Origin of the sequence: Dyadobacter sp. LHD-138, assembly GCF_030929615.1 — a bacterium.
Classification (GTDB): domain Bacteria; phylum Bacteroidota; class Bacteroidia; order Cytophagales; family Spirosomataceae; genus Dyadobacter.
In genome coordinates this window covers 191,987-217,587 of the sequence record NZ_JAVFVU010000003.1, presented here as the reverse complement: position 1 = coordinate 217,587, position 25,601 = coordinate 191,987, and the positions used below count along the sequence as shown (strand labels likewise).

15 protein-coding genes and 1 pseudogene are annotated in these 25,601 nt (G+C 43.8%); 15 read left to right on the top strand and 1 reads right to left on the bottom strand.

The annotated features are described in order from the left end of the window. Window position 1 precedes the first annotated feature (1 nt). From RB622_RS02365 to RB622_RS02300, 15 genes and pseudogenes are all read left to right on the top strand, one after another. A complete protein-coding gene (locus RB622_RS02365; RefSeq protein ID WP_308044889.1) occupies window positions 2-1,405 on the top strand; it encodes a TolC family protein in 1,404 nt (467 codons plus the stop codon). A gap of 133 nt (window positions 1,406-1,538) precedes the next feature. Continuing rightward, the gene (locus RB622_RS30280) at window positions 1,539-1,796 is read left to right on the top strand and encodes a pentapeptide repeat-containing protein (RefSeq protein ID WP_409021410.1); all 258 of its coding nucleotides are present in this window, start codon (window positions 1,539-1,541) and stop codon (window positions 1,794-1,796) included. Between the two features lie 17 nt (window positions 1,797-1,813). Further along, window positions 1,814-2,343 (top strand): annotated as a pseudogene (locus tag RB622_RS02360) (DUF4833 domain-containing protein). Window positions 2,344-2,370: 27 nt separating this feature from the next. Next, a complete protein-coding gene (locus RB622_RS02355; protein WP_308044887.1) occupies window positions 2,371-2,775 on the top strand; it encodes a hypothetical protein in 405 nt (134 codons plus the stop codon). Window positions 2,776-3,514: 739 nt separating this feature from the next. Further along, window positions 3,515-4,306, top strand: a complete 792-nt coding sequence (locus RB622_RS02350) for an alpha/beta hydrolase (protein WP_308044886.1) — start codon at window positions 3,515-3,517, stop codon at window positions 4,304-4,306. A gap of 282 nt (window positions 4,307-4,588) precedes the next feature. Further along, window positions 4,589-5,206 carry a sigma-70 family RNA polymerase sigma factor gene (locus RB622_RS02345; RefSeq protein WP_308044885.1) on the top strand — a complete coding sequence of 206 codons (618 nt, stop codon included), beginning with the start codon at window positions 4,589-4,591 and terminating at the stop codon, window positions 5,204-5,206. Between the two features lie 86 nt (window positions 5,207-5,292). Further along, entirely contained in the window at window positions 5,293-6,378 is a 1,086-nt protein-coding gene (locus RB622_RS02340; RefSeq protein ID WP_308044884.1) for a FecR domain-containing protein, read from the top strand. 213 nt (window positions 6,379-6,591) lie between these two features. Continuing rightward, complete coding sequence (locus RB622_RS02335; RefSeq protein ID WP_308044883.1) at window positions 6,592-10,110, top strand: TonB-dependent receptor; 3,519 nt, start codon at window positions 6,592-6,594, stop codon at window positions 10,108-10,110. 12 nt (window positions 10,111-10,122) lie between these two features. Further along, window positions 10,123-12,021: a RagB/SusD family nutrient uptake outer membrane protein gene (locus RB622_RS02330; RefSeq protein ID WP_308044882.1), complete on the top strand. Its 1,899-nt coding sequence runs from the start codon at window positions 10,123-10,125 to the stop codon at window positions 12,019-12,021. A 78-nt stretch (window positions 12,022-12,099) separates the two neighbouring features. Beyond that, window positions 12,100-15,174 (top strand): SusC/RagA family TonB-linked outer membrane protein, encoded by a 3,075-nt coding sequence (locus RB622_RS02325; RefSeq protein ID WP_308044881.1) that lies wholly within the window; start codon window positions 12,100-12,102, stop codon window positions 15,172-15,174. Window positions 15,175-15,209: 35 nt separating this feature from the next. Continuing rightward, window positions 15,210-16,979, top strand: coding sequence for a RagB/SusD family nutrient uptake outer membrane protein (locus RB622_RS02320; protein ID WP_308044880.1), 1,770 nt, complete (start codon window positions 15,210-15,212; stop codon window positions 16,977-16,979). A 120-nt stretch (window positions 16,980-17,099) separates the two neighbouring features. Beyond that, a complete protein-coding gene (locus RB622_RS02315) occupies window positions 17,100-18,845 on the top strand; it encodes a hypothetical protein (RefSeq protein WP_308044879.1) in 1,746 nt (581 codons plus the stop codon). A 51-nt stretch (window positions 18,846-18,896) separates the two neighbouring features. Continuing rightward, entirely contained in the window at window positions 18,897-20,693 is a 1,797-nt protein-coding gene (locus RB622_RS02310; RefSeq protein WP_308044878.1) for a hypothetical protein, read from the top strand. A gap of 416 nt (window positions 20,694-21,109) precedes the next feature. Then, the gene (locus RB622_RS02305; RefSeq protein ID WP_308044877.1) at window positions 21,110-21,565 is read left to right on the top strand and encodes a 2Fe-2S iron-sulfur cluster-binding protein; all 456 of its coding nucleotides are present in this window, start codon (window positions 21,110-21,112) and stop codon (window positions 21,563-21,565) included. Between the two features lie 33 nt (window positions 21,566-21,598). Next, window positions 21,599-23,854 (top strand): molybdopterin cofactor-binding domain-containing protein, encoded by a 2,256-nt coding sequence (locus RB622_RS02300; protein WP_308044875.1) that lies wholly within the window; start codon window positions 21,599-21,601, stop codon window positions 23,852-23,854. A gap of 258 nt (window positions 23,855-24,112) precedes the next feature. Here RB622_RS02300 and RB622_RS02295 read toward each other — a convergent pair whose 3' ends face one another. After that, window positions 24,113-25,600 carry a tryptophan 7-halogenase gene (locus RB622_RS02295; RefSeq protein WP_308044874.1) on the bottom strand — a complete coding sequence of 496 codons (1,488 nt, stop codon included), beginning with the start codon at window positions 25,598-25,600 and terminating at the stop codon, window positions 24,113-24,115. Window position 25,601: the final 1 nt, after the last annotated feature.

Sequence of the window (25,601 nt, the reverse complement as noted above, 5' to 3'; positions counted from 1 at the left end):
AATGAACAGAAATATAATGGTGGGGTTGATTTTGGCAACAAGTTTGGGGTCCTGTGTGGTGGGTAAAAAATATGCCCGCCCGGATCTTCAAACCCCTGCCCAGTTCCGCAGCGAAATCGCTGTGACAGCTGATTCAGTGCAGCTGCCGTGGAGAACCTTCTTTAACGAACCGCAGTTGGTTGAGTTGATTGAAAAAGCGCTGGAAAAAAACAATGATATTGCCATAGCGCTGAAAAATATGGAGCAGCTTGACCTGGCAGTTCGTCAGGCAAAGTTAGGGCTATTGCCCAACCTGGATTTAAATGTAGGAGCAAGCCGCGCCTTTTTATCCAAGAATTCCCTTAATGGCTCTTTGAGCGAGCAGTTTGTAGGAACTTCTTACATGGACGATTACAACGCGTCGCTTCAACTTACCTGGGAAGCCGACATTTGGGGAAAGGTAAAAATGCAAAAGGAGGCCGCTGTTGCCAATTATTTTGGGCAGAAAGAAAATCTTTCCGCATTGAAGACACGTATCATCAGTCAGGTCGCTCAGGCTTATTACAATCTGATCAGTCTGGATGAGCAGTTGAAAATAGCGAGGCGAAACATAGCACTCAGTGACAGAACGCTGGATATGATGAGGCTGCAATACATTGCAGGCCAGATCAATTCTCTTGCCCTTGGCCAGGCCCAGGCGCAGAAAAAAACGGCTGAGCTGCTTGTGCCGCTGGCGATGCAGAATGTAGCCGTTCAGGAAAACGCGTTGAGTATTTTATGTGGCAGCTATCCGGACAGCATCAAAAGAGAAGGGGATCTTGCCCATGTAAAAGCCAATACCCAGTTTGCATCGGCTGTTCCTGCACAATTGCTAAGCCGAAGGCCGGATGTGAAAGCAGCGGAGTTTGCTGTGGTGAATGCCAATGCAAAAACGGGTCTTTCAAAAGCCGCGATGTATCCGACTTTCAGTCTTTCTCCGCAAATTGGGGCCAATTCGTTCAAATTTAACAGTTGGTTCGATTTGCCGGGATCGATGGCAAAGACCATTGCGATCAACCTGACTCAACCGATTTTTCAAAAGCATGCACTGAAAACGGCTTATGAAACGGCAGCCCTGGAACAGCAGAAAGCTGTGATACAATTTAAACAAACCGTGTTGACAGCCGTAAGCGAAGTATCGGATGCAATGGCAAAGTCCAAGGGTGCTTCGGAAAGAAAAGTGTTGGTGGAAGAGAAAACGGCGCTGTTAAATAAAGCGACAGATGACGCGATGAAACTTTATAAAAGTGGCATGACTACTTACCTGGAAGTTATAACGGCTCAAAATAACAGACTGCAAAACGATCTGGAAGCGATAACGATCCAATTGGAGCAGCTAAATGCTGTAACGGATCTGTACCGTGCGTTGGGCGGCGGAGTAAATTAAAATAATAGCATGCTTAAAGGGATTCTGCTTTAAGCATGCTGTTAAACCTGAATCGATGTAAACCGTCAATACTTTACTAATGCCCCGACGTATATCGTTGCAGGATAACCGAACCCAATTTTAATCCAGAGACATGAACCAATCATCAGAACACTTTATATACCAAAACGAAAGATTCGAGAGCGCCGACTATGCCGACAAAGATTTTAGTAACAGGGGTTTTGTAAAGTGTACATTTTCAAATTGCAACTTTCAAAGCATTGATTTGAGCAGTGTTAATTTCATTGACTGTCAATTCATCGACTGTCGTTTTTTGCATACCAAAGTTAAGGATTTCGGCTTTCGTAATGCCGTTTTTAATACCTGTGAAATCAGTACGACGGATTTATAATAAAAAGGCTCTTACTTATGCCTCTGTTTATGATTGCGATTTGGTCCACTTACGCAAAAGCCCAAAATAGTCTTGGTTCTATTAAATGGCCAATTCCAAAAAATGTGCCGGGCCTGTTACTCTATATTCAAAGAGATCCGAATATCAATACGGTTTGCTATGCGCTAAACATGCAAAAGGACGGGCACTGGATCAAAAGGACCCGATCGACATATTCTGGATGAAATATGCCGATGATGGAAAAAAACAGAAACTGAATGCATTTCAACGTGAATTTGGTTATGGACTTTCTGCTACGGCTATGGGTGTCGACAGTTTTATGATAAAGGCGGTAGCTTTTCCTAACAGACTTATGCAGCTAAATAAAAATGAGCAGAGCAAATATGTTGTTCAAATTAAAATAAATGGGCAAATCTGTGAGCTGAAAAGAGTTTACATCCGTATCGTTGGAGGCACAGCGCTCTCCCCGGAAATTGAATACATTGAATTTTATGGTTTAAACCTGAAAACCCATCGGCCAGTCAGAGAACGGGTTGACATAAGATGAGTAATTTTTACCTATAAAACTGAAAAAATGATTAATCCTGAGATTCAAAAAACAAATCAGCTTGGGCATTTTTCTAATCCGGATATTGAATGTGTATTAGAATACATCAAAAGAGTCTGGAACGAGAAAAGATTTTCAGAAATAGCTGTTTATCTGGACGATCATTACATTGACCACTCGATGCCTTATGCTGTGGTTCAGAATCAACAAGGCCTGATAATCTACCTAAATGAGCTGGCAGAAGTGGTCTCTCATCAGACAGAAATCGTAGCGTTGACTATCTTGGGAGAGCTTGTCGTTTGTCATGTGAGAATTAGTGTGAGCGAACTTCTGTGCGTAGATGACAGCTGCAAGGTTACAGAAGTTTTTTATGGATACCGAATGTTCCGGATGAATGGGAACAAGATTGCCGAGCATTGGGAAATTTTGTAATGTCCGCTCTTCCATTGTGAAATGACAGTCCGGGTCATGGTCCGTGATGTCAAAGCATACTTTATAGCCAAATCCTCTATTAACGAAAGCTGCCAGGCAGATAAAGGAACTTAGAAATGAAAACGGTAAACCATTGAGGCTGTTGATTCAGGCTGGGGGTATAGGTGAGCTTATGGAGAGCCTAAAGACAAATCAGGATTTCCAATTCGTGGAGACAAAGTCTTTCTCCATATCAAACGTCGCAGATGGCTCAAGACGAATTCTGGTAAGGTCGTTTACAGGGACTGGACGGAAGTAGGAAAAGGAACGCGGAGAATTTTAAAAAATGAGGCACGATATAACGCAAGTTGTTATATTTTAGTAATTTAGTGCGGAGGCGAAAGGGATAGACATCTCTGCTCGTAAATTTTGAAACAGACGGCATCGAACTTGACCGCACATTTCCCGCCAGGCAAAGAGGATTATTGAATAAGTCACATTACTGTTAACGTAATGCAGGCAGCTCTTTTTTGGGAGAAAATTTTTTAGAACCAGTTATTTTAACTGAAAGTAGTGAATGAGCTTAAGAATAAAGGCATATGGTTGGCTGATAATTAAGAGTTATCTATAATTTTTTCAATTTTGGTTTTGTGCAAGGGAGGGTGAAGTTTCTTGATTCACAACAAAAAGCGCTGTTCATTGTTTGCTGTTGAACACCGGGAAAACAAAAATAGGTTATTAACTTTAAACATATTAGAACATGGCAAGATCAAAAACCATCGTACTCATTCATGGAAATTTTGTGAATAACACCAGTTGGGCAGAATGGAAACGCTACTATGAACAAAAAGGTTATAAAGTTTATACACCTGCAAATCCCGGGCATGAAGGCAACCCTGCGGAGCTGAGAGCAAAAGTTCATCCCGACCTTGTTAAAACTGGGTTTATCGATGTTGTAAACAACATCGCTCAATTAATAGATGGCTTACCGGAAAAACCGCTAATCATTGGGCATTCTATGGCGGGAATGGCAACATTGAAATTGGTAGAAATGGGAAAGGCAGTAGCAGGAGTAAGTATTGATGGAGCCCCACCGAAAAATGTTTTTCCACCGTTTCAAACGCTCAAGACTGTGTTGCCGGCCTTTGGATTTTTTTCTGCCAATAAATATTTCATGGGTAGCCGTAAATGGTACGATTATTCATTCTTCAACACCATACCCGATACCGAGAAAGAAAAAGCCTTTGAGAAATTTGCAGTGCCTGAAAGTTACAAAGTCAGTCGCCAATTGGTTTTGAATTCTTTTTCAAACATAGATTTTAAGAAGCCACACGCTCCAATTTTGTTCGTTGGCGGCGGTAATGACCATATCTTTCCGCTGGATCTTACCCAAACGATAGCAGGCAGGTATCAGGATGCAAATAGCCTGGTTAAGGTAAAAATATTTGAAGGCAAAAGCCATTTTATTTGTGGGGAACCAGGTTGGGAAAGGGTTGCAGATTATATTATCGATTGGTATGAAAATAAAAGCGGCCTTCAAGATCTTTCATGAGCATAGCGGGCGCATATACCTGCGAACTGCCATCAGGCATAACACTCTAGGCATTTTGGGGTGTCAGCTGGTCAAGAGAGTTGCCGGTTTGGGTGATTTCAAATACGCTGGAAAGATTTATCGGCCAAATAGATTGAATTAAAGAAAATTTTAAACAAAAGCATGATAGCGCAGGACAGTTGGCTGTGATTGTTCATAGATATTTACAAGAATATCATAAGCATTGCCCCGACGTATTGAAGTGTTAAGATTAATGTCACGTATGTTTTGTCCTGAATAATCGTGGAGCAAACAGCAGATCAACAGGAATTATACCTGTCCACCCGGTGGCAGCAATTTACTGCCGGCGATAAAAATGCATTTGGTGAGATTGCGGAGTGTCACTACGCAGCGTTGCACCATTACGGGACCCGGTTTACACAAGATCGGGAGCTGATAAAGGATTGCATACAGGATCTGTTTTTACAGATATGGGAAAGGCGGGATAGTTTGTCTGTTATTGACAGCATTAAACCTTATCTGTTTCAATCGTTGAGGAATAACCTTCTGCGGCGGATTAAAAAGCAAGCTGTTTTTTCGGATATCTCTAAAAATGAAAACGATCTGCTCGATGATCTTTCGCCCGAGTCGGACTGGATACTTCATGAAACCGATCAGTTAACGACAGACCGACTTGCACACGCAATCAACCTATTACCTAAACGTCAGCGAGAAGCACTGTATCTTAAATTTTATCAAAATCTTTCCTACGACGAAATTGCCGAAGTGATGGGACTCAATCGTCAGGCTGTGGCTAATTATCTTCAGTATGGTCTTCAAAAACTGCGTGAATACTGGCAGCATACAATTATATTTCTCACGCTGTTGCCAGGATTTTTATCAAATGTAAAAATACATTGAAAAAGTAGTAAAAATTTTCCATACTCATGGGTACTATTTGTTTCCGGGATACTCATCGTATCAGAAGGGAGTAATCAAATCGTTCCATGAACAATTATCAAAACTTTGAGGTAAAGGATTGGCTGGAAGACCGGAAGTTTCAGGACTGGGTTTACTTGCAGGAGTCTAATTCTTTTTGGCTGAATTTTCTGGAAAATACGCCGCATCAGATTTCCAATATGGAGCAAGCCCGGAGCATTTTACTGGCTGTTCGCGGAGAAGCGCATTCCATTTCGCCCGGTGAGGTAAAATTAAAGGTTGCTGAGATACTGAATAAAATACCGGAGGAGAAAGTCCGGGTTATTCCTCTCTGGAAAAGTAAGTGGTTTCTGGCCGCTTCGGTCATCTTGCTTATCGGACTCGGCTCGGTTAGCCTTTATCTGAAAAAGAGCTTCGGAGAACGGGAGCTTTATTATTCGATGGGCAAAAAGTCTGCCGGACCAGAGCTCATTGAAGTAAAAAATAAATCGCAGCTGGTGAAAATGGTTAACCTGCCCGACGGGAGCTCGGTAATACTAAAAAAAGGAGGCAGAATAGCTTATCCCAAAGAATTTGCAAAGGACAGACGGGACGTTTTTATTTTAGGGGAGGTTTTTTTTGAAGTTCGTAAAAATCCCCAACAACCATTTTATGTATTTGCGGGAGAGATGCTTACGAAAGTTACCGGGACGAGTTTCAGTATTCAGGCCAATGAAGATGATGATGAAATAACCCTGGTAGTGAAAAGTGGCGTAGTGGAAGTTTCAACTCTTGAAAAAGAAGAACAAGGGAAGAAGATTGGCGGGACAAAACAGATACTTAATCCGAATCAGCAGGTAACGTTTAATAAAAAGAGTCTGGCTTTGAACAAGAAAAACATCGAAAACGCAGTTTTGCTTAACCTTCCTGTGGAATCCCATGATTTTTCTTTCAACAGAACCAAACTTAAAGACGTATTCAGCCTGCTGGAAAAATCGTATGGTCTGCACATAGACTTTGATCAGGACCTGACGGCCAATTGCAGTATTACCGCCGAACTAGGCGACGAGCCGGTTTACGAAAAACTTGAAATGATATGCGCTGTGATCAATGCGAAATTTGAAGCAAAAGGTGGGAATATCAGAGTCATTTCGGCAGGATGCGACGGACCTTAACTTGATTTTATAAGAAATGAAAATTTTCACGCTATAACTTATATCGCCTATGCGTAAAAAATGACTCATAAAAAAAGCCGGTAATGCTGGTAACATTACCGACTCCAAATTTGCAAAATCTCCCTGAAACAGTCTGGTAAACTGTTTGTGCCTGGGTAGGCGTTGGGAGAGGTTCGGAATGATTTCTATTTAAACCTAAACCTGAACAAAACTATGAAAAAACGTCGACAACGGGACGAGATTCTATTGAAACTTATGAGGATCACTATACTCCAGGTTATACTTTCGGTGCTTTTTATCGGTATTTCCATAGCCGGAGACCTGAGGGCACAGGAGGTTTTGAATCAACGTATAAATATATCCGTTTCTGAAATGGGCATGGACAAAGTGCTCGAAAAAATTGAAAGCCAAAGCAAGGTGAAATTCATTTACAGTTTTGAAGTGATCCAGGCTAACCGAAAAGTGACGCTGAATTTCAAAAATGAAAAACTGGCTACGGTTTTTGACGCCTTGTTCAAACCGATGAAAATTGATTATTCGATTTCGGGGAACCGAAGGATACTTTTAAATAAGTCCAGAACAGTGGCGGATCATGCGCGTGAAACCGATGAATCCATGGCTTCAACGGCAGAATTTTCCAAGGAAGCCAATGCAGAAATCAGGCTGAAAGGAAAGGTTACAGATGATAAGGGAGATCTGTTGCCCGGGGTAAGTGTTGTTGTGAAAGGAACGGCCCAAGGTACTTCTACAGGCATGAATGGTGAATATCAGATTTCAGTTTCTGACCAGACGTCGATACTTATTTTCAGCTTTGTCGGGTATGTCAGTAAAGAAATCCAGGTTGGTAACCACTCGACAATTGATGTGGTTTTGACCGTCGACGAAAAAGCGCTTGAGGAAGTGGTAGTGGTGGGTTTTGGAGAACAAAAGAAAGTATCTGTCACTGGTGCCGTCTCGACGATCAATAGCGACGCCCTCCGGCAAAATTCATCGGCTAGTCTGGCTAATGCCTTGTCCGGCCGTTTGCCGGGGTTAACCTCCATTCAATCGGCAGGAGGGCAACCCGGACGTGATGACGCAACCATGTATTTGCGTGGTGCTGCTACTACCAACGGCCGCAGTCCATTGATTCTAATTGACGGAGTTCCCCGTGATAACATCCGGACACTGGATGCCAATGAGGTGGCTTCGGTTTCAATTCTTAAGGACGCTTCTGCCACGGCCGTTTTCGGGGTCCGTGGGGCCAATGGTGTAATTTTGATCACAACCAAGCGGGGTACTGCCGGTAAAACGGAGTTAAATATTAACGCCGAGCAAAGTTACGCTTCTTTTACCCGGGAGCCCGAACGTCTTCATTCGCTCGAATATATGAGGCTGAGAAACGAGGCATCCAAAAATGACGGGATCACCCCTCTTCCTTTCGATCAGGCGACGATGGATAAATATGCAAATCCGCTTGCCGGGCTGGATCCCAACGATCCGGATTATGCCAAGAAGGCGATGGTAAGAAAGTACATGTATCCTGATCATGACTACTACCGTGAATATATTTCCCGCTATGCACCTCAGACGCGCATTAACATGAACGTGACGGGAGGAACGGATAAGGTATCTTATTTTGTAAATGGTGCCTTTTTGCATCAGGGTGGAAACCTGAATACGGAGCCGAAATCAGTGCTGGGTTATGACCCTTCCGCCAAAATGGATCGTTTTAATTTCCGGGCCAATCTGGACTATAAGGTTACCAAAGCCCTGAAAGCATTTCTGAATATCGGCAGTTACATCGAACGTGTTAATATGCCTGCTGCCTGGCTTTACAACAATGATACAAACTGGATGATGCGTGATTTGCTTTATCAGGCGCAGACCATTCTTCCCATCACGCCGGGCCCTACAACCATTGATGGTTTCGGGGTGAAACCCGGACAAATCGTAGATCCGGGATACATGGATCGCTCCGCATTTGAAATCATGAACCGTTTTGGTTACAGAAATGAAGTGAGGTCTAATTTGAATGCATCCTTCGGTCTTGAACAGGATCTGGGCAAGTTCGTAAAGGGATTAAGCATCAAAGCAATGATCTCCTACGATTCCAAGTCTACAACGGCTATGCAGGGTGGGAAATCTGAACGGCTCTATCTGGCAGAGGTAAATCCAACCAATAATTTATTGACCTATGCAGTGAAACGCTCGGATGAAACTTTGTTGTCACTGGCAAAAGGTGCCGATTCCAGATATAACATCAACGCGCAGGGTTCTATCAATTATGCCCGCGTTTTTGGAAATAAACATGACGTTACCGGGATGATCCTTGCTCAGCGCGATACTTGGGAAACAACGGCCGGTGAGATCCCCTACAATGTATTGGGTGTAGCCGGTCGTCTGACCTATGGTTATGACTCCCGCTATCTGGCCGAAATCAACCTTGGTTATAACGGTTCCGAGCAGTTTGCACCTTCCCAACGTTTCGGCTTTTTTCCGGCGGTTTCTGTTGGCTGGATATTGAGCAATGAAAATTTCCTGAAAAATAATCGTATGCTCACCAACCTGAAATTAAGAGCGTCTTATGGTAAGGTTGGCAACGACAAAATGGGTAATGCCCGGTTTCTTTATCAAAGCAATATTACGCTGGGTGGCGGTCCGCTGGGTAGTTTAGGACTTGGACAAGGGATCAATCAAGGACTTTTGGGTAATCCGAATCTGACCTGGGAGATTGCAAAAAAACAAAATTATGGCGTTGATCTTCAATTATTTAATGATTTGAGTTTATCTGCTGATTATTTTATTGAGCACCGCAGTAATATCCTTATTTCAAGGGGGACCGTTCCTGAGTTTCAGGGAGTGCCACTGGGTAATATTCCCAGAGTAAATATGGGACTTGTAGATAATAAAGGTTATGAACTGGAACTTACCTATAACAAGGCGGTTACGAAGGGATTTAATATCATAATCCGCGGAAATTTCGGATACAATCAAAACAAGGTGAAGTTTCTGGATGAACCTGCCAGCGACGATACTTACGCGTATAGCTACCGTCAAACGGGATTTTCTTTAAACCAGTCATTTGGATATAAGATTGATTACAGCAATGGAAACGGCTTTTTTAATTCCAAAGAGGAGCTGGACGCATATCTGGCAAAGACAACTTATGGCTTTGGTGAGCCGCGGGTTGGAGATTTCAAATACATGGATTTGAATGCCGACGGAGTTATTAACGACAAAGACCGGGCACCGATCGGATACTCAAATATTCCCCGGATCAGTTATGGGTTGTCACTGACCTTCGATTACAAATCGTTCGATGTTACCACTTTTTTCCAGGGGATCGGTAAATATTCGAGCAATTATGCGCAGCAAGGCGTGTACGAAAATATTATTCGGGGGACTTATTTCGACTACCATAAAACTGCCTGGACACCGGAGCGTTTTGCCAATAACGAAAAGATAACCTATCCTGCTTTAAGCACGCACAGCACGACCAACCACACGGCCAATGATTTTTTCATCATGAATCGCTCTTTTATCAGGTTGAAAAATATTGTGCTGGGTTATACGCTGCCAACTGACGCATTGAAAAAAATTGGTGTGCAGAAGCTGAGGATCTACATAAGCGCCCAGAATTATTTTACATGGGACAAATTGAAAATGGGCCATCTTGATCCTGAAAACGATGATTCGATTGGCTACCCGGTAACTAAGATGGCAAATTTTGGTGTGAACATTACTTTCTAAACCGCAGAAATTATGAGGATGAAATTTATCATATTGACATTTGTATTTGCTCTGTTGTCCCTGGGTTCGTGCAAGAATGTGCTTGATATGGCGCCGGATGGTAAACTGACTATGGATGAGGTCTTCGCCGACAATGATAAGGTTGGTGCATTTTTAAACAGCTGTTATTCAAATATTCCAGTCAAAGGTACCCGTTATTTCTTCTGGAGCCGTGGCCCTGTAAACTGGAGTGATGAGTCCTGGGACACAGATGCCGAAGCAGAATCATGGATTATGTCTGGCAGGATGTACAATGGTGATGCTTCGGCGGCAAATCATCCGGTAACCAATATCAGCGCGGATGCAGGAAATGGCGAGTATTGGGCAAGATACTGGAATTCGATCAGGAACTGTACCATTTTTATCAGCAACATTGAGAAAGCGACCGTTAAAAGTGAACTGGACCGAAAACGTTGGAAGGCAGAAGCACATTTGCTTCGCGCATACTACTATGCAGAGCTATTAAAATGGTTCGGTGCCGTTTTGCCAATTGAGCGCGAGGCTTACAATTTTTCGGATGACTTTTCAAGCGTCAAGAAAGAAAGTTACTACGATATCGTGAAATTTATCATCGAAGATTGTGACGTTGCGCTGGCAACCAGTGAGCTTCCCTGGCGTATAACTACCGAGGGAGAAGCCGGACGCGTGAGTAAAGCATTGGCTGAGGCGATCAAATCTAAAATGATACTTTTTGCTGCCAGTCCGCAAAATAATACGGGACAGAATTTATGGCAGGAAGCTTATCAGATCAATAAAAAATCGCTGGAAAATTTGAAAGCCAATGGTTATGCACTTTACAATAAGGTGAATTTGCCCCAAACTTACCTGTCAGAAACGGCTTATTTAGGCCCCGATAAGAACGAAAAGACCGCTTTATATAACGAGTATTTTACTCAGACGATGCGTTATTCTTCCAATCCTGTCGACCGGGAGACCATTTGGCAAAACCGCGAAAATCAGGGTAATGTATGGAATATTGATGGAATAGGAGCACAGGATGGATATAAGTCGGGTACCTGCCCAACGCAAGAGCTGGTTGACGCCTATGAGACTAAAGACGGGAAGTCGATATTGAATCTTGAAAATCCATATTTGGATGATCAGCATCTTAAACCAAACTACAACGCCGCGAATACAATGTATAATCCCAACGACCCTTATGTAAACCGGGATCCGCGTTTTTACGCTTGCATTTATTACAACGGGTCCAAAAGAAAGGCGATGTGGAATTTTGCCGAAGCAGCAGAGTCACATGAAAATTATCCGGCTCCGATCGGTAACCGGACAAGGGTTATTGCAACTTACGCAGGCGAGCCGCAAACAGGTACTCATGCTACCACGCGAAGGGCGACAAGGACAGGTTATTTTGAAAGAAAATTTCTGCATCCAAATTCAGGAAATGATAACCCGATCGCAGGTGCAAACTGGAAAATGTTCCGCCTGGGAGAAATTATTCTAAACTATGCCGAAGCGGCAGCCGAAGCAGGGCAGCTCACTGACGCCGCGGCCGCTGTAAATGAGATCAGGACTAGGGCCGGGATGCCTGATCTGCCGACGGGACTGAGCAAAGATGAGCTGATCAGGCGGATCCGTAATGAAAGAAGGGTGGAGCTTGCGATGGAGGAAAACCGTTATTTCGATTTACGGCGCTGGACATTGCCAACAGGTGATCTTGCCAAAACAGACCGCTGGATTACGGCGGCTGACATTACCAGGAAGGCTGACGGGACTTACACATATGGACGAAAACTGGTACGGAATGTAGAGCGGAAAAATTATACCAATAAGTTTCTGTGGATTCCCATCCCGTTAAATGAAGCGAATCGTATGCGCTCAATCACTGGCGCTGACTGGCAGAATAAAGGATGGTAAAACACTGAGTTTTCAACTGACTGATTTAGGATAGATCATATGAAACAGCAATATAAAAATCGTTTAACGTTAGTGCTCGTGTTTTTTATCTTGGTTTTTAGCGGAACCAGGTTACGGGCGCAGGAAATATCCATTGCGGTTGATGGAAAAATAACCGACGAATATTACAAACCGTTACAAGGTGTTATCGTTACATCTGAAAATGGCAGAAACGGGAGCATTACGGATATTAATGGAGAATATGCGATCATAGTCAATGACAACAGCAAGTCTTTATTGTTTTCTTTTCCCGGTCACATATTGCAAAAACTGGCTATCGGCGAGCACAAACAATTGGACGTAAAACTTGTTTATGATGCGCATCATAAAGACGATTTCGTTCAGCTGGGTTATTCAGAACAACGAAGAGGGGACCTTACCGGGGCGGTTTCGACGGTTTCCGGTGCAGAACTGGAAAGGGCCCCGGTTGCCAATCTTACGCAAACGCTGGCCGGCCGGTTAAATGGTCTGTTTACGCAGGAAACATTTTCAGAATTGTCACGTGCCAATACGAACTTGTATATCCGGGGTATTTCTTCTGCCAGAAAAAACGGCCCGCTTGTGATCATCGACGGGATTATAAATTCCTATAACAGCAACCAGACGCTGGATTACATTTCGGCAAACGAAATTGAGTCGGTCACGATTCTTAAAGATGCCTCCACGCAGGCACTGTATGGGATACAAGGTGCAAACGGACTGATCGTTGTTAAAACTAAAAGAGGCGTCAAAGGAGGTTTGCAGATCAAAACACGATTTGACCAGTCGTTTCAAGAGGTCACTACAAAGCCCGCTTTTTACAACTCGGCTGATTATGCGCAGCTTCGTAATCAGGCAGCATTTAACGATGGTCTGGGGCAGAATTATCTTTTCAGTCCATCCCAGATTGCTGGTTACCGTTCTGGCGAGAATAAGGAATTGTACCCGAACAATAACTGGTACAGCCAGTTTATGAAAGATTTTGCCATGATGCAGCGGGTTGGTGTCAACGTGACGGGTGGAAATGATAAAGTACAGTTTTTCTCAAACATCAATTTCATGCATCAGGGAGGCCAGTTTAAAACGGACCAAACCAGATATGATCCTAACGCCAACAATGTTTGGGTAAATTATCGTACTAATATTGACATGAAATTGAACAATTACCTGAAAGCATTTGTCAGGTTGAGTGGCAACGTGAAACGGGAACGTACCCCCGGGGCTTCAAATGACGAAGTGTATAGAAGTTTGTTTATGATGCCGCCAACAACCTATGGTCCGGTTACACCGGCTGTGATCAATGGAGGTGAAATCGTTGATCCGGGTGGAAAGGTGATCACCACGGAGCGGGTAGAGTCACCGACTTATGGGATGTTGAACCGCACGGGTTACCGCAGACATACCGTTACCAATATCACTTCGCAGTTTGGATTGGACCTGGACATGAGCTTTTTGACAAAGGGACTTAATCTGACTGGTGTGATGGCTTATCAGACCAATTCTGTCGGCAGTTTAAGCACAACGCAGAATTATGAAAGATATGTAAGAAACAACGATTCGACCACGCTGGGATTTAATAAAAAGGGTTCGGCTAATAATACACCACTAGCGTACGGTAAGTCGCATTCCTATTATTACCATCTGACCTATAACATTGCCATGAATTACAAGCGTGATTTTGGCCGTCATAATGTTTCAGCACTGGCGTATATGTTTTATCAAAACCTGACAAAGGCTGATAACTCCTCGCCGAATCTGTTGCCTTATAATCGGGTAAGCTCTGGTTTTGAGGCTACTTACGGGTTTGAAAACAAGTATTTGCTAAAATTTGATCTGGGTTATTCCGGTTCAGAGCAATATGCACGCAGCAACCGTTTTATTGCAACACCGGCAATTTCAGGCGCCTGGGTTATTTCCAACGAAGCATTTCTCCGTGATCAGCATTTGCTGAGTTACTTGAAACTGAGAGCATCTTATGGTAAGACAGCGAATGACCAAAGCGGGCTGGCCCGGTACGCGTACCTTGATAATGTAACGGTTTCAAAGGGAGGAACGATCAATTATCTGCAATACATTGTACAGGAAAACCAGCGTGCGAATCCCAATATTCAGGCGGAGGTGGCCACCAAGCAGAATTTGGGGGTTGATCTTGGGCTCTTAAAGGCCTTCAATATTTCAGTGGATGTTTTTAAAGAAAGGATGAATAACATGGTGGTAAGCGCGCTCGCTACTATACCGCTTTATCAGGGCATTCCTTTAAGCAACTATCCCACGACCAACTCAGGAACTTTTGAAAATAAAGGAGTAGAAATATCGGTGAATTATAACAAAAGCGTCAACAGAAATCTATCGGTTTTTGTGGGAGGAATGATCGGTTACGCTAAAAATACCATCGTCAATTGGAATGAAGCACGAAAAACGGAGGATTACGCTTTCAGGAAATGGCAGGAGGGTTATTCCTTCGGTCAGGAATTTGGATATCTGGTAGATTACAGCAACGGCAATGGTTTTTTTAATACACAAGCAGAGCTTATGCAAAGTAACCTGACTTATGGATTTGGCGTACCACGTTTGGGAGATTTGAAATTCCGCGATTTAAACGGTGATCATAAAATTGATGATCGTGATAAAGCACCTATCGGCAACGGGTCAATTCCCCGCACAACCTATGCAGTCTCGGGAGGACTGAAATTTAAAGGATTTGACCTGAACCTTCTTTTTCAGGGGGTAGGTAAATATGCTTCGATCATTGGAGGACAGGGGGTTTGGGAAACGACGTATGACGGCGTTTTTGGTTCGTTGCACAAAGAGGCGTGGACACAGGAGCGCTACGAAAAAGGTGAGAAAATTGCATCTCCCGCACTTTCGCTGGCCAAAACGGTCAATCATGAAGCCAGTGATTATTACAATTACAACCGCTCTTATGTCCGTCTGAAAAACCTTGAACTGGGGTATACCTTGCCTTTGCATGTTTCCAAAGTTATTTCCGCCGAAAAACTGAGGGTTTTGGTAAGCGGACAAAACCTGATTACGTGGGATAAAATGAAATCAAAGGATTTTGGACCTGAAAACAGCGATTACGCTACTTTTCCAGTGTATCGGGTTTTTAACATTGGAGTAAATGTAATATTCTAAACAGAGCTGATTATTAATCTGAAATATTATTAGGTATGACAAAACATCATATTATTCTTCTGATCACGGCTGTTTCGGCGTTGCTGTTTTCATGCAACGACCAGCTGGACCTGCCTACCGACGGGCGCATTACGATGGACCAGGTTTTCAGTGATTATAACCGTACCCGCGGATATCTTAATTCCTGCTATGGGTATGTTCCGGCACCCTACATGGATCGCTCTTCTTTTACAGACGAGGCACAGGACGCGGATGATATCACACCTGGCTCCCGGTATATTATCTGGTATGGCGGAAATATTACTTCGGTAACCTATCCGGTTTATTCTGTTGATAATAGCCCATGGGGGAATCTTTTCATCGGGATCGGTAAGTGTAATACGTTCATTGAAAGCATGAAGACGGCCACCGTTTATGCTCCGGAAGGTGAGAAGGCCTCCTGGATTGCGCAGGCACATGTGCTCCGGGCACTTTATTATCTGCAACTGATCAAGCGTTACGGTGGGGTACCTATTTTCGATAAACCGCTCGATCTTAGTCATGATTTTTCAAAGGACAAGCGGGCAGGATTTGGCGAGGTAGTGAAATTTATACTCGCCGATTGCGATAAGGCGCTGTCCTATCCTGCTTCACGCGATGGGCTGGCCTGGGATATTTTTGACAATCAATATGGTATTATGAGCCGGGCCGTGGCTTATGCTATTAAATCCGAGGCGGTGACTTATGCTGCCAGTCCGTTGTGGTCGGATGGTACTTTTAGCTGGTCAGATGCAGCCGCGATCAATGCGGAAGCACTTTCGCAATGTCTTGCGAACGGCTATAAATTATTTGATGAAAAACCTGCGGTCGATATAGCCCAGAACGCCTATGCGTTGTATTTTTTCACCGGTTCCAACGACCAGCGCGCGATTGATAAAGAGACCATTTACCATGCGGGATCAAAAATGCAGATATGGAAATTTGCCGGAATGCCAACAAATCCAGGCATGGACCGCACAGGGCCATGTCCGACGCAGGAGCTTGTAGACAGTTTCGAAATGGCTAACGGAGAGGCACCGGTTACCGGCTATTCGGACGCGGCTCATTTGGTGCCTGTAATCAATGAGGCATCAGGTTATAAAGAGAATGATCCCTATGCCGGTCGTGACCCAAGATTTTATGCCTCGATTTATTACAATGGCTCGGTTCGGAATCTGGATCAACCTGCCGGTAAAAAAGTAGAAACATTTGTGGGTGGGACAGAGGAGATCTCTGATATTAACAGGAAAAATACACGCACAGGATATTATCTCCGCAAATTTAATAATTACAAATCAGGTCAGAATAATGATGCTGACGGAGCGATCCGTCTGTTCCGTCTGGCAGAATTGTATTTAAATTTTGCAGAATCTGCCTATCAGTCCGTTGGTCCGGATGTGGCGGTTAGTGCAGGGAAAATATCGATGTCGGCCCGAGAAGCCATTAATGTGGTTCGCGCCAGAGCCGGGATGCCGGCTTTTCCGATTGGTATGACAAAAGAAGCCTTTGAAAAAAAATACAGAAATGAGCGCCGCATAGAATTTGTTTTTGAAGAACACCGCTTTTTTGATGTTCGGCGCTGGAAGATTCTGGATCAGACCGATAAATTTGTTACGGGTATGCGGATCACTAAAAACGGTACGGCTTTTAACTATAAGCGGTTCAAATTTACAGACCGGAATGCATGGTCGGCGAAATATCTGATGTATCCGATCGATCAGTCCGAAGTCAATAAGGTTATTGGGCTGTCAGGTGAAAACTGGCAGAATCCCGGATGGCTTGATTAGCACTATAACCATAACAACTCATCTATCGGCTGGGCGCAGTCACGGTCCTTACGCTGATGGCTCAGGTAGTCTTTGACTGCGCTTTTAAAGTTTCATTGATGTAAAAATTAATTTCTGATAATGATGAATAAAACAAGCCGACCAACTATTATTTTCCTTGCTGCATTTATGTTTACTGCAACATTGTGCCAAAGTCAGCCTCTGGCCGGAACGGATGATTTGGGCAGGACACTTCCTCAGAACAATACTGTTGGCAACCCGAAAACAAACCGGCAGATCGCTATGTTTTACTTTTTGTGGCATGACGTTGCTCCTGCAACGTATTGGGATCTGAGTGAAATCATTCCCAATCACCCCGAAGTATTGGAGGATTTTGACAATGTTTACTGGGGCGGAGGAAAAGATAAAGGTGTCGGAATGTATTATTGGGGAAAACCAATTTACGGGTATTATAAGGCAGATGATTACTGGGTTCATCTCAGAAGTATTCAGTTGCTGACGGATGCAGGTGTGGATATGCTTGTGATTGACGCAACCAACCGGCTTACTTACCCTAAGCAGGCCGATGTTCTGATGAAAGCCATGGATGCTGTCAGGGCGCAGGGCAAAAATCCTCCTAAAATTGTGTTTTATACCAATACATCTTCCGGTGAAACGATGCAGGAAGCTTATGATAATTTCTACAAGCCGGGAGCGCCTTACCGACATCCGGAATGCTGGTATAATCTGGATGGAAAGCCGCTTATTTTGGGTTTGTCGGAAGAGGCAAAAGGGAAAAATTTTCAGCCGTTTTTTACTTACAGAGAATCGCAATGGCCTACTGAAAAGCAGAAAACCAACGGTTGGCCGTGGATTGAGTTTGAAAGACCCCAGAAAGTGTATTTCAATTCAAAAGGAGAAAAGGAAATTATCAATGTTTCTGTTGCTCAGCACCCGAACCCAACGGCTGGAATGGGCGGTTCGGCATTTTATAAAAACATGGACAACTGGGGGAGGAGTTATCGGAATGGCGCTCATGGAAATCCGGAAAAAGATATTGTGTATGGCTATAATGTGCAGGAACAGTGGGATTTTGCGATTAAACAAAACACACCATTTATTTATGTTACAGGCTGGAACGAGTGGATTGCGGGAAAATTCCCAAGCCACGATAAGAACCCTGAACACTCCTGGTTTTGTGATCAGGCGAGTCCGGAATACAGCCGGGATATCGAACCTTCCTTAACAGCTGGTCTCAGAGATCATTACTATATGCAGCTTGTCGACAATATCAGAAGGTATAAGGGAGTGGAAGAAAACCCACGGTTGAGTGCTGTAACGTCGATTGTTAATTTTAGTAATTGGGATGACGTTTTGCCGGTTTATAAAGATTACACCGGCGATACACAGGAGCGTAATCATCCAGGTGCACAATCAGAACCGGCTACAATTTATACCAATAAAACTGGGCGAAATGACTTGGATGAAATGAAGGTAGCGAGAGATAACAACTTCGTTTACTTCTATGCAAAAACAGTTACGGATATTACAGAAAATGCCGGTAAAAACTGGATGACTTTACTGATTGATACCGACCGGAATTTCAAAACAGGATGGAATGGGTATGATTATCGCGTTGTTGGTGGAAAAGTATTGCAGCGCTATGCCAATGGAAACTGGAAAGACCAAAAAACAGTGAAATACAGAGTTTCAGGCAATCAGATGACGATCAGCATCCCGAAAAACAGTATTCCGGAGGTTTTGAAAAACCTGAATATTGAGTTTAAATGGTCTGACAATATGCAGGATGAAAAAGAGCCGCTGGACTGGTATATCAATGGAGACACCGCCCCGGGAGGGCGTTTTAATTTTATCGCAAATCAATAGTCGGCAAGCGATTGCTGACAACCGAAGGCCACCTGATCAAACCTTTTCATTATGAATTTAAGAATAACCATTACTTCGCTGTTAGCCTTGATTTTTTTGGATCTTTCTGCGCAGACGTTGCCTGGCAATTATGGATATGGTCTGCCTGCAACGGATGCGTTGGGAAGAAAGTTGCCGGAACACCATGAAACCGGGAGCGTGAAGAAGGACAAATTTGTGGGGCTGTTTTATTGGACATGGCATACGCAGCCCGGCATTAAAAGTCCTCCGTTTAATGTTACCGAATATCTGGCGAGAGAGCCAAAGGCAAAAGAAGATTTTAACAATCCGATCTGGCCAAAGGGGAATAGTCCGTGGTTCTGGGCTGAACCTTTATTTGGGTATTATCTGGATACCGATGAATGGATATTGCGTAAACATGCCGAAATGCTCGCCGATGCTGCCGTGGATGTCATTGTTTTTGACTGCACCAATGGCAACATTACCTGGAAGGAGTCTTATATGAAACTGTGCGAAGTTTTCACCAAGGCACGTAAGGATGGCGTAAAAACTCCGCAAATCGCCTTTATGCTCCCGTTTTGGGTGGGGGACGGAGGTAAGGAAATTCTTCGTGAAATATACCAGGATCTCTACAAGCCCGGCAAATATCAGGACCTATGGTTTATCTGGAAAGGCAAGCCTTTGGTGATGGGTTCTTCCGAATTTGCGGATGATATCAAGGGAAAATCCAATGACCCGGGTTTGAAAAAGGAAATGCAGGAATTTTTTACTTTCCGTACCGGACAGCCTGTTTACAATAAAGGCCCTGAAAAGCCGGACCATTGGGGACGGCTTGAAATAACCCCGCAGCATGGTTTTTACAAGAATTCAAAAGGCGGTTTTGAGCAGGCCACAGTTGGTGTTGCTCAGAATTGGAGTAAGGAAGGGGGACTAACCGCAATGAATGCACCGGGAGCTTTTGGCAGAAGTTATACGCATGAAAAAGGCCAAATCACCGAGCTCGGTGCCGTTAATTATGGCTACAATTTTCAGGAACAGTGGAACAGGGCATTGGAAATCGATCCGGAATTTATTTTCATTACAGGCTGGAATGAATGGATTGCGGGCCGTTACGAAACCTGGCAGCAGCAAACCAACGCCTTTCCTGATGAATTCAACCAGGAGGGAAGCCGTGATATTGAACCCATGAAAGGAGGGCATAGCGATAATTATTACTATCAGATGATTTCGAATATCCGTCGTTTCAAGGGGATGCCAGCTCCGGAACTTTATTCTTCGCCGACTACGATCAGCTTTGACGGAAAATTTACGGAATGGAGTAAAGTAAACCCTTCTTTTTTAGCTTACAGGGGTAATACGTTACATCGGAATAGTCCAGGCTGGGGGAGCCTGATCTATACAAATAATACAGGAAGGAATGATATTGTGCTCTCCAAGGTAACCCGTGACAAAAGTTTCATTTACTTCTATGTTGAAACCGCCGCACCGTTAACGCTCAAAAGCGATCCTGGCTGGATGCGGCTTTTTATTAACATTGACCGCGATAAAAACACCGGTTGGGAAGGCTATGATTTTGTGGTCAACCGTATCAATCCCTCGGCAAAGGCCGTTTTGGAAAAGACAGATGGAGCCTGGAACTGGCAGAAGACTGGTGAGGTGGATTATGCGGTGAGCGGTAACAAACTTGAAATTAAAATACCCAAGTCGCTGCTAAAAATCTACGACAAAGTTGACTTTGAATTTAAATGGAGTGACAACATGCAACAGCAGGGAGATATTATGGATTTTTGGATCAACGGTGATGTAGCACCTGCCGGAAGATTCAATTACAGATATTCGGAACCCTGAGCGATAGGGGTTCTTTTAGGCTAAATCTGCAACGCTGGACTTAAATCGGTACACATAAGGTGCTCTGTTGGAGGCACCCTTGAATTTCTTGTATAGTTTTCCCAACTGGAATATAGGCGAACTAGGACGGTTGGAACTTGCCTCGTGCCACAAGGCCGTCCCCGTTGCTTGCACATTCAACGGACCCAAATGCATACGGAATCAGGAATATTGGTAGAAGAATCAGGAATTTGTATACGCACAATCACCAGGAAAAGCCAGAACTTCGCAGGCGCCGAATATCTCTTGCTATCGGTATAAGCGTGCTGTTCGTCGAAAAATTTGGTTGTTGGACGAATGTTTGATATCCGCCTTTTGTGTTGCTGGTAGAATGATTATCTTAGCTTTTATCTATTAATTATAAAAATATTAATACCGTGGCAGCATTTAGTTTAAAGATCAATGGAAAGATCAAAAAGGTAGATGTTGATCCATCTACGCCCGTTCTTTGGGTTTTGCGTGACCACCTCGATATGCAGGGAACAAAATATGGTTGCGGAATTGCACAGTGCGGCGCATGCACCGTTCATTTGGACGGGAATGCGGTACGTTCCTGCCAGCTACCTGTTTCCGCAGTGGGTAAGGCATCTATCACAACGATAGAAGGATTATCTGAAAAAGGAGATCATCCCGTTCAAAAGGCCTGGATTGAGCATGATGTGGCACAATGTGGTTATTGCCAGTCGGGGCAGATTATGAGTGCGGCTGCATTGCTGAAATCTAATCCAAATCCATCCGACCAGGATATTGAAGTCCATATGAGCGGAAACATTTGTCGGTGTGGTACCTACCTACGGATCAAAGAAGCTGTCAAATCAGCGGCGAAGAAATAATGTTATTTTCACCTGGAAATTAAGAATTTCACCATGAATAATAATAACAAAACGACCTTGGACAGGCGCTCGTTTCTTAAAGCCTCCCTTATGTCCGGTGGCGGGATGATGCTAACTGTTAGCTGGTTATCCAGCTTTAAGTCTGCTGACGAAGCTCAGGGATTGACCCTGCCGGAGCAAGGGCCACAGCTCAATGGCTACATTCAGATTATGGCAGATAACCGCATAAAGCTCATTTGTCCTAATCCTGAATTCGGACAAAATGTAATGACTTCGTTGCCGATGATTCTGGCAGAGGAACTGGATGTAGAATGGAAAAACGTCACGGTCGAAATGGGGCCGCATGATAGTGTGAAATTGGGACCACAGTTTACTGGCGGAAGCAATTCAGTCAGAATGTATTGGAAACCACTTCGGGAAGCCGGGGCAGCCGCAAGACAAATGCTACGGGAGGCTGCGGCCCAAACCTGGAATGTTCCGGTCGGTGAGGTGACGACCAAAGCAGGAACCCTGTATCATTCCAGTGGAAAGTCGGCAAAATATGGAGATATGGCTAGCAAAGCGGCTACCCTGCCAGTCCCAAAAGATTTCCAGCTGAAAGCTCCCAGGGATTTTACGATTGTCAGAAAACCCAAGAAGAATGTAGAAGGAAAGAAGATCGTAACGGGTAAACCGCTTTTCGGGTTAGATTACCGGGTAGACGGTATGCTCATCGCCATGATTCAGCATCCGCCAGCTTTTGGAATGAAACTAAAATCCTTCGATGCCGCTGAATCCCTGAAAATGCCCGGTATCAAAGATGTTTTCAGCCTGAAATTATATGAGGATGGTTTTGAACAAGGTGGTTTCGACACCCGTACCTTCAATGAATTGCTGGTGGTAGTGGGTAATACCACCTGGGAAGTGATGAATGCCCGTAAAAAGCTGGTCGCGCATTGGGAAGCTGCCGGTGAGGTAAAGGACACGATGTCGGGCCGGAGCGGTAAAAGAGAGGTTATCATTCCAGGGGCGCTTGAAAGTACAAACACGCAACTGGAGAAAATGCAGGAGTACGCAAAAAAGCCTGCCCAGCAGTTGAGGAAAGACGGCGATCCCGAAACAGCTTTTAAGAATGCAGCACAGGTGATCGAGCGGACGTATAATGCGCCGTTTTTGGCCCACAACTGCATGGAGCCAATGAATTTTTTTGCCCATGTAACAGACGAAAAGGCGCTGTTGGCAGGGCCGTTGCAGGCACCTGGTTGGACAGAACCTACGCTCGTAAAATTATTGAATCTTCCTGCCGACAAAATTGAAATACAAATGACCCGTATGGGTGGTGGCTTTGGTCGCAGGGCGTACGGGCATTATCTCTCAGAAGCTGCACTGATTTCTAAGAAAGTTAAAGCACCTGTTAAATTGATGTACACACGCGAGGATGACATGACTTATGGAATTTATCGTCCGATGTATACGGCGACTTACCGCGCGGCACTGGATGCGGATAAAAATCTGATTGCTTTCCATGTAAAGGGGGGCGGAATACCTGAACATGCGATTCATGCGAACCGTTTTCCGGCCGGAGCCGTAGATAACTATCTGGCGGAAGGATGGCAGATCGCTTCCAATATCACAATAGGCGCTTTCAGAGCTCCGCGTTCCAATTTTAATGCAGCAGCCGAACAATCATTTCTGGATGAAGTCGCGGAGGCCGCAGGCAAAGACCCCATCGAATTTAGGTTGGCGCTTTTAAAAAGGGCAAAGGAGAATCCGGTTGGCAAGAATAACGAATACGACGCGGGCCGGTATGCCGGTGTTCTGGAACTGCTGCGCGACAAATCGGGCTGGAATAAGCCTGGAAATGAGAAGTATAGCCGTGGTGTGGCCGCTTATTTCTGTCACAATTCTTATGCGGCGCATGTCGTGGATATGGTAACCCGGGAGGGGCAGCCTTATGTGGAGCGGGTGTTCAGTGCGATGGACTGCGGTATTGTTGTGAATCCCGATGCTGCCACCAATATGGTGCAGGGAGCGGTTGTGGATGGGATTGGCAATGCGTTTTACGGCGCCTTAACACATAAAGACGGAGTCCCACAGCAGACCAATTTTAACAATTACCGGATGATACGCCATAATGAAGCACCCAAACGGATCGAAGTTTATTTCGTCGAAAACGATTTAGACCCGACGGGTTTAGGAGAACCTCCATTTCCACCGGTGTTTGGTGCAGTGGCTAACGCACTTTACAAAAATAAGGGCAGACGATTCTATAATCAGCCTTTTCAGCCGGATTTTGAAAAAGCAATTTGAGCAGGTGTGCTTTTAGTGCATGCCTGAGGGGGATTATTTGTTAACACCGATTTTTAAATTGATACAATGCTCAGAAATTGAAACTCTGACCAAGACATTTGTAAAGAAAATTAAAGGATACAAATCTATTCTTGAACTGAGAAATGGTTGAGATGGAGCGTGTTTGCCTCTAATCCATCTTGTCTGGAGTGTAATGCCGGCGGAATTTGCCAAGGCTGAGCATTTTAAAAATTGCGCTTTTACAAAATCAACAGAAGGTCAAAAAGCAGACAGCCTTGTTGGAATAAGCAGCTGATTTGACAAAAGAAATACAAGAATTTTTTTGGACTTTTCTATGGTAATAGATTTATTCAAGTTACCCATAATGTCTGAAATTGCAGAACCATTAATATTTTTGAAAAACGAAAATAATTCTAGTTGATCCAAATAAACTAAAGGTCGCTCCAGGTTAGGATGAATCAGTGCTTGTTTTATTACGATGCAATCATTATCGATGGCATAGACAGATTTAAAAGTAACCTTGGCAGAAACAACGATTTCCTCATTCCAAAGCCTAAGCAAAATATAATCAACAGGAATTGGTTCTATTGCTTTATGTTCAAATATGGGCCTGTCATTATTAAATTCCTTTTCCAATTTAAGTGTAAAACCGGTTTTATTTTTCGAAATATCAAGTTGAAAGCTGGCTCTTTTTATCCAGAATGCTGTTTTTTTGCAGTAAGCCCATGCTTGGCGATAATAATCAGCTGTCCAATGTGTATGATTTACAACCGATTCCAACATTTTTTCTTCATAGAAATTCTTTGGATGTTGTGAATGCGGGTCTTTCAAATACGTATTTACTGCAATAGCAACCTGCAGGGAAAAGCGCATTGCCTTTTCTACACCGGTGGAAGAGAGTGGGTCTAACGTAAAAGCGGCTTCTCCTAGCTTGACAAACTGCTCGTTCCATGGAGTCTGACTGACAAATGAAGTAACCAAACATGTTGCTATGGAACTACTCCCAATTTTGCGTACAAATGGAGAAAATAATTTTGTTTTGCTCATTAAAGCTGAAAGATGCAATGCACCATTTTTTTTCAATGCGCCTGGATCTGTAAAAGCCATAATGCGGTAGCGGTTTCCGGAAACAGGAGATCCCCATAGCCAGCCATCATCCGTAACCTCAACAAATGATTCATCAAAAGAGGAATTATCTATATGTGTCCATGCCGCAACTACTGAGGGTGCAATTGAGACTCTTTCATCCAAAAGTGTTCCTTTACGGCCCCGTGCATCTAAGATTATTTTCGAATTAATTCTAATTTCGATCGAATCATTTACTATTTCTAATATCCAACCGTTTCCGGATTTTATGGATTGTTTTAATTTAGCGGGCTGCATTAAACATAATCCCTTAGAGACAGCGAATTTGAGTAATTCCTGATCGAGTTTACTTCTATCAACAATTATCCCTTGAGTGTTTTGGCCGAGCCGATCGTATGTGTGCGTTTCATTTTCCCAGATAACCTTTGCTGAAATATTTTTTATGTAGGTTGAATCTTCAAGTAAACGACCTGCATTTAAATATTCGAAAATATTGTAAATTCCCGGAGAAAGGGATTCGCCTATTTGCGATCTGGGAAATTGTTCTTGTTCGAGCATGCCAACAACATGTCCCATATCCAATAAACGTATGGCTGCGCATAAGCCAGCCGGGCCTGCTCCAAGAATAAACACATCAAAATTTTCAGGCAACGTATTCATT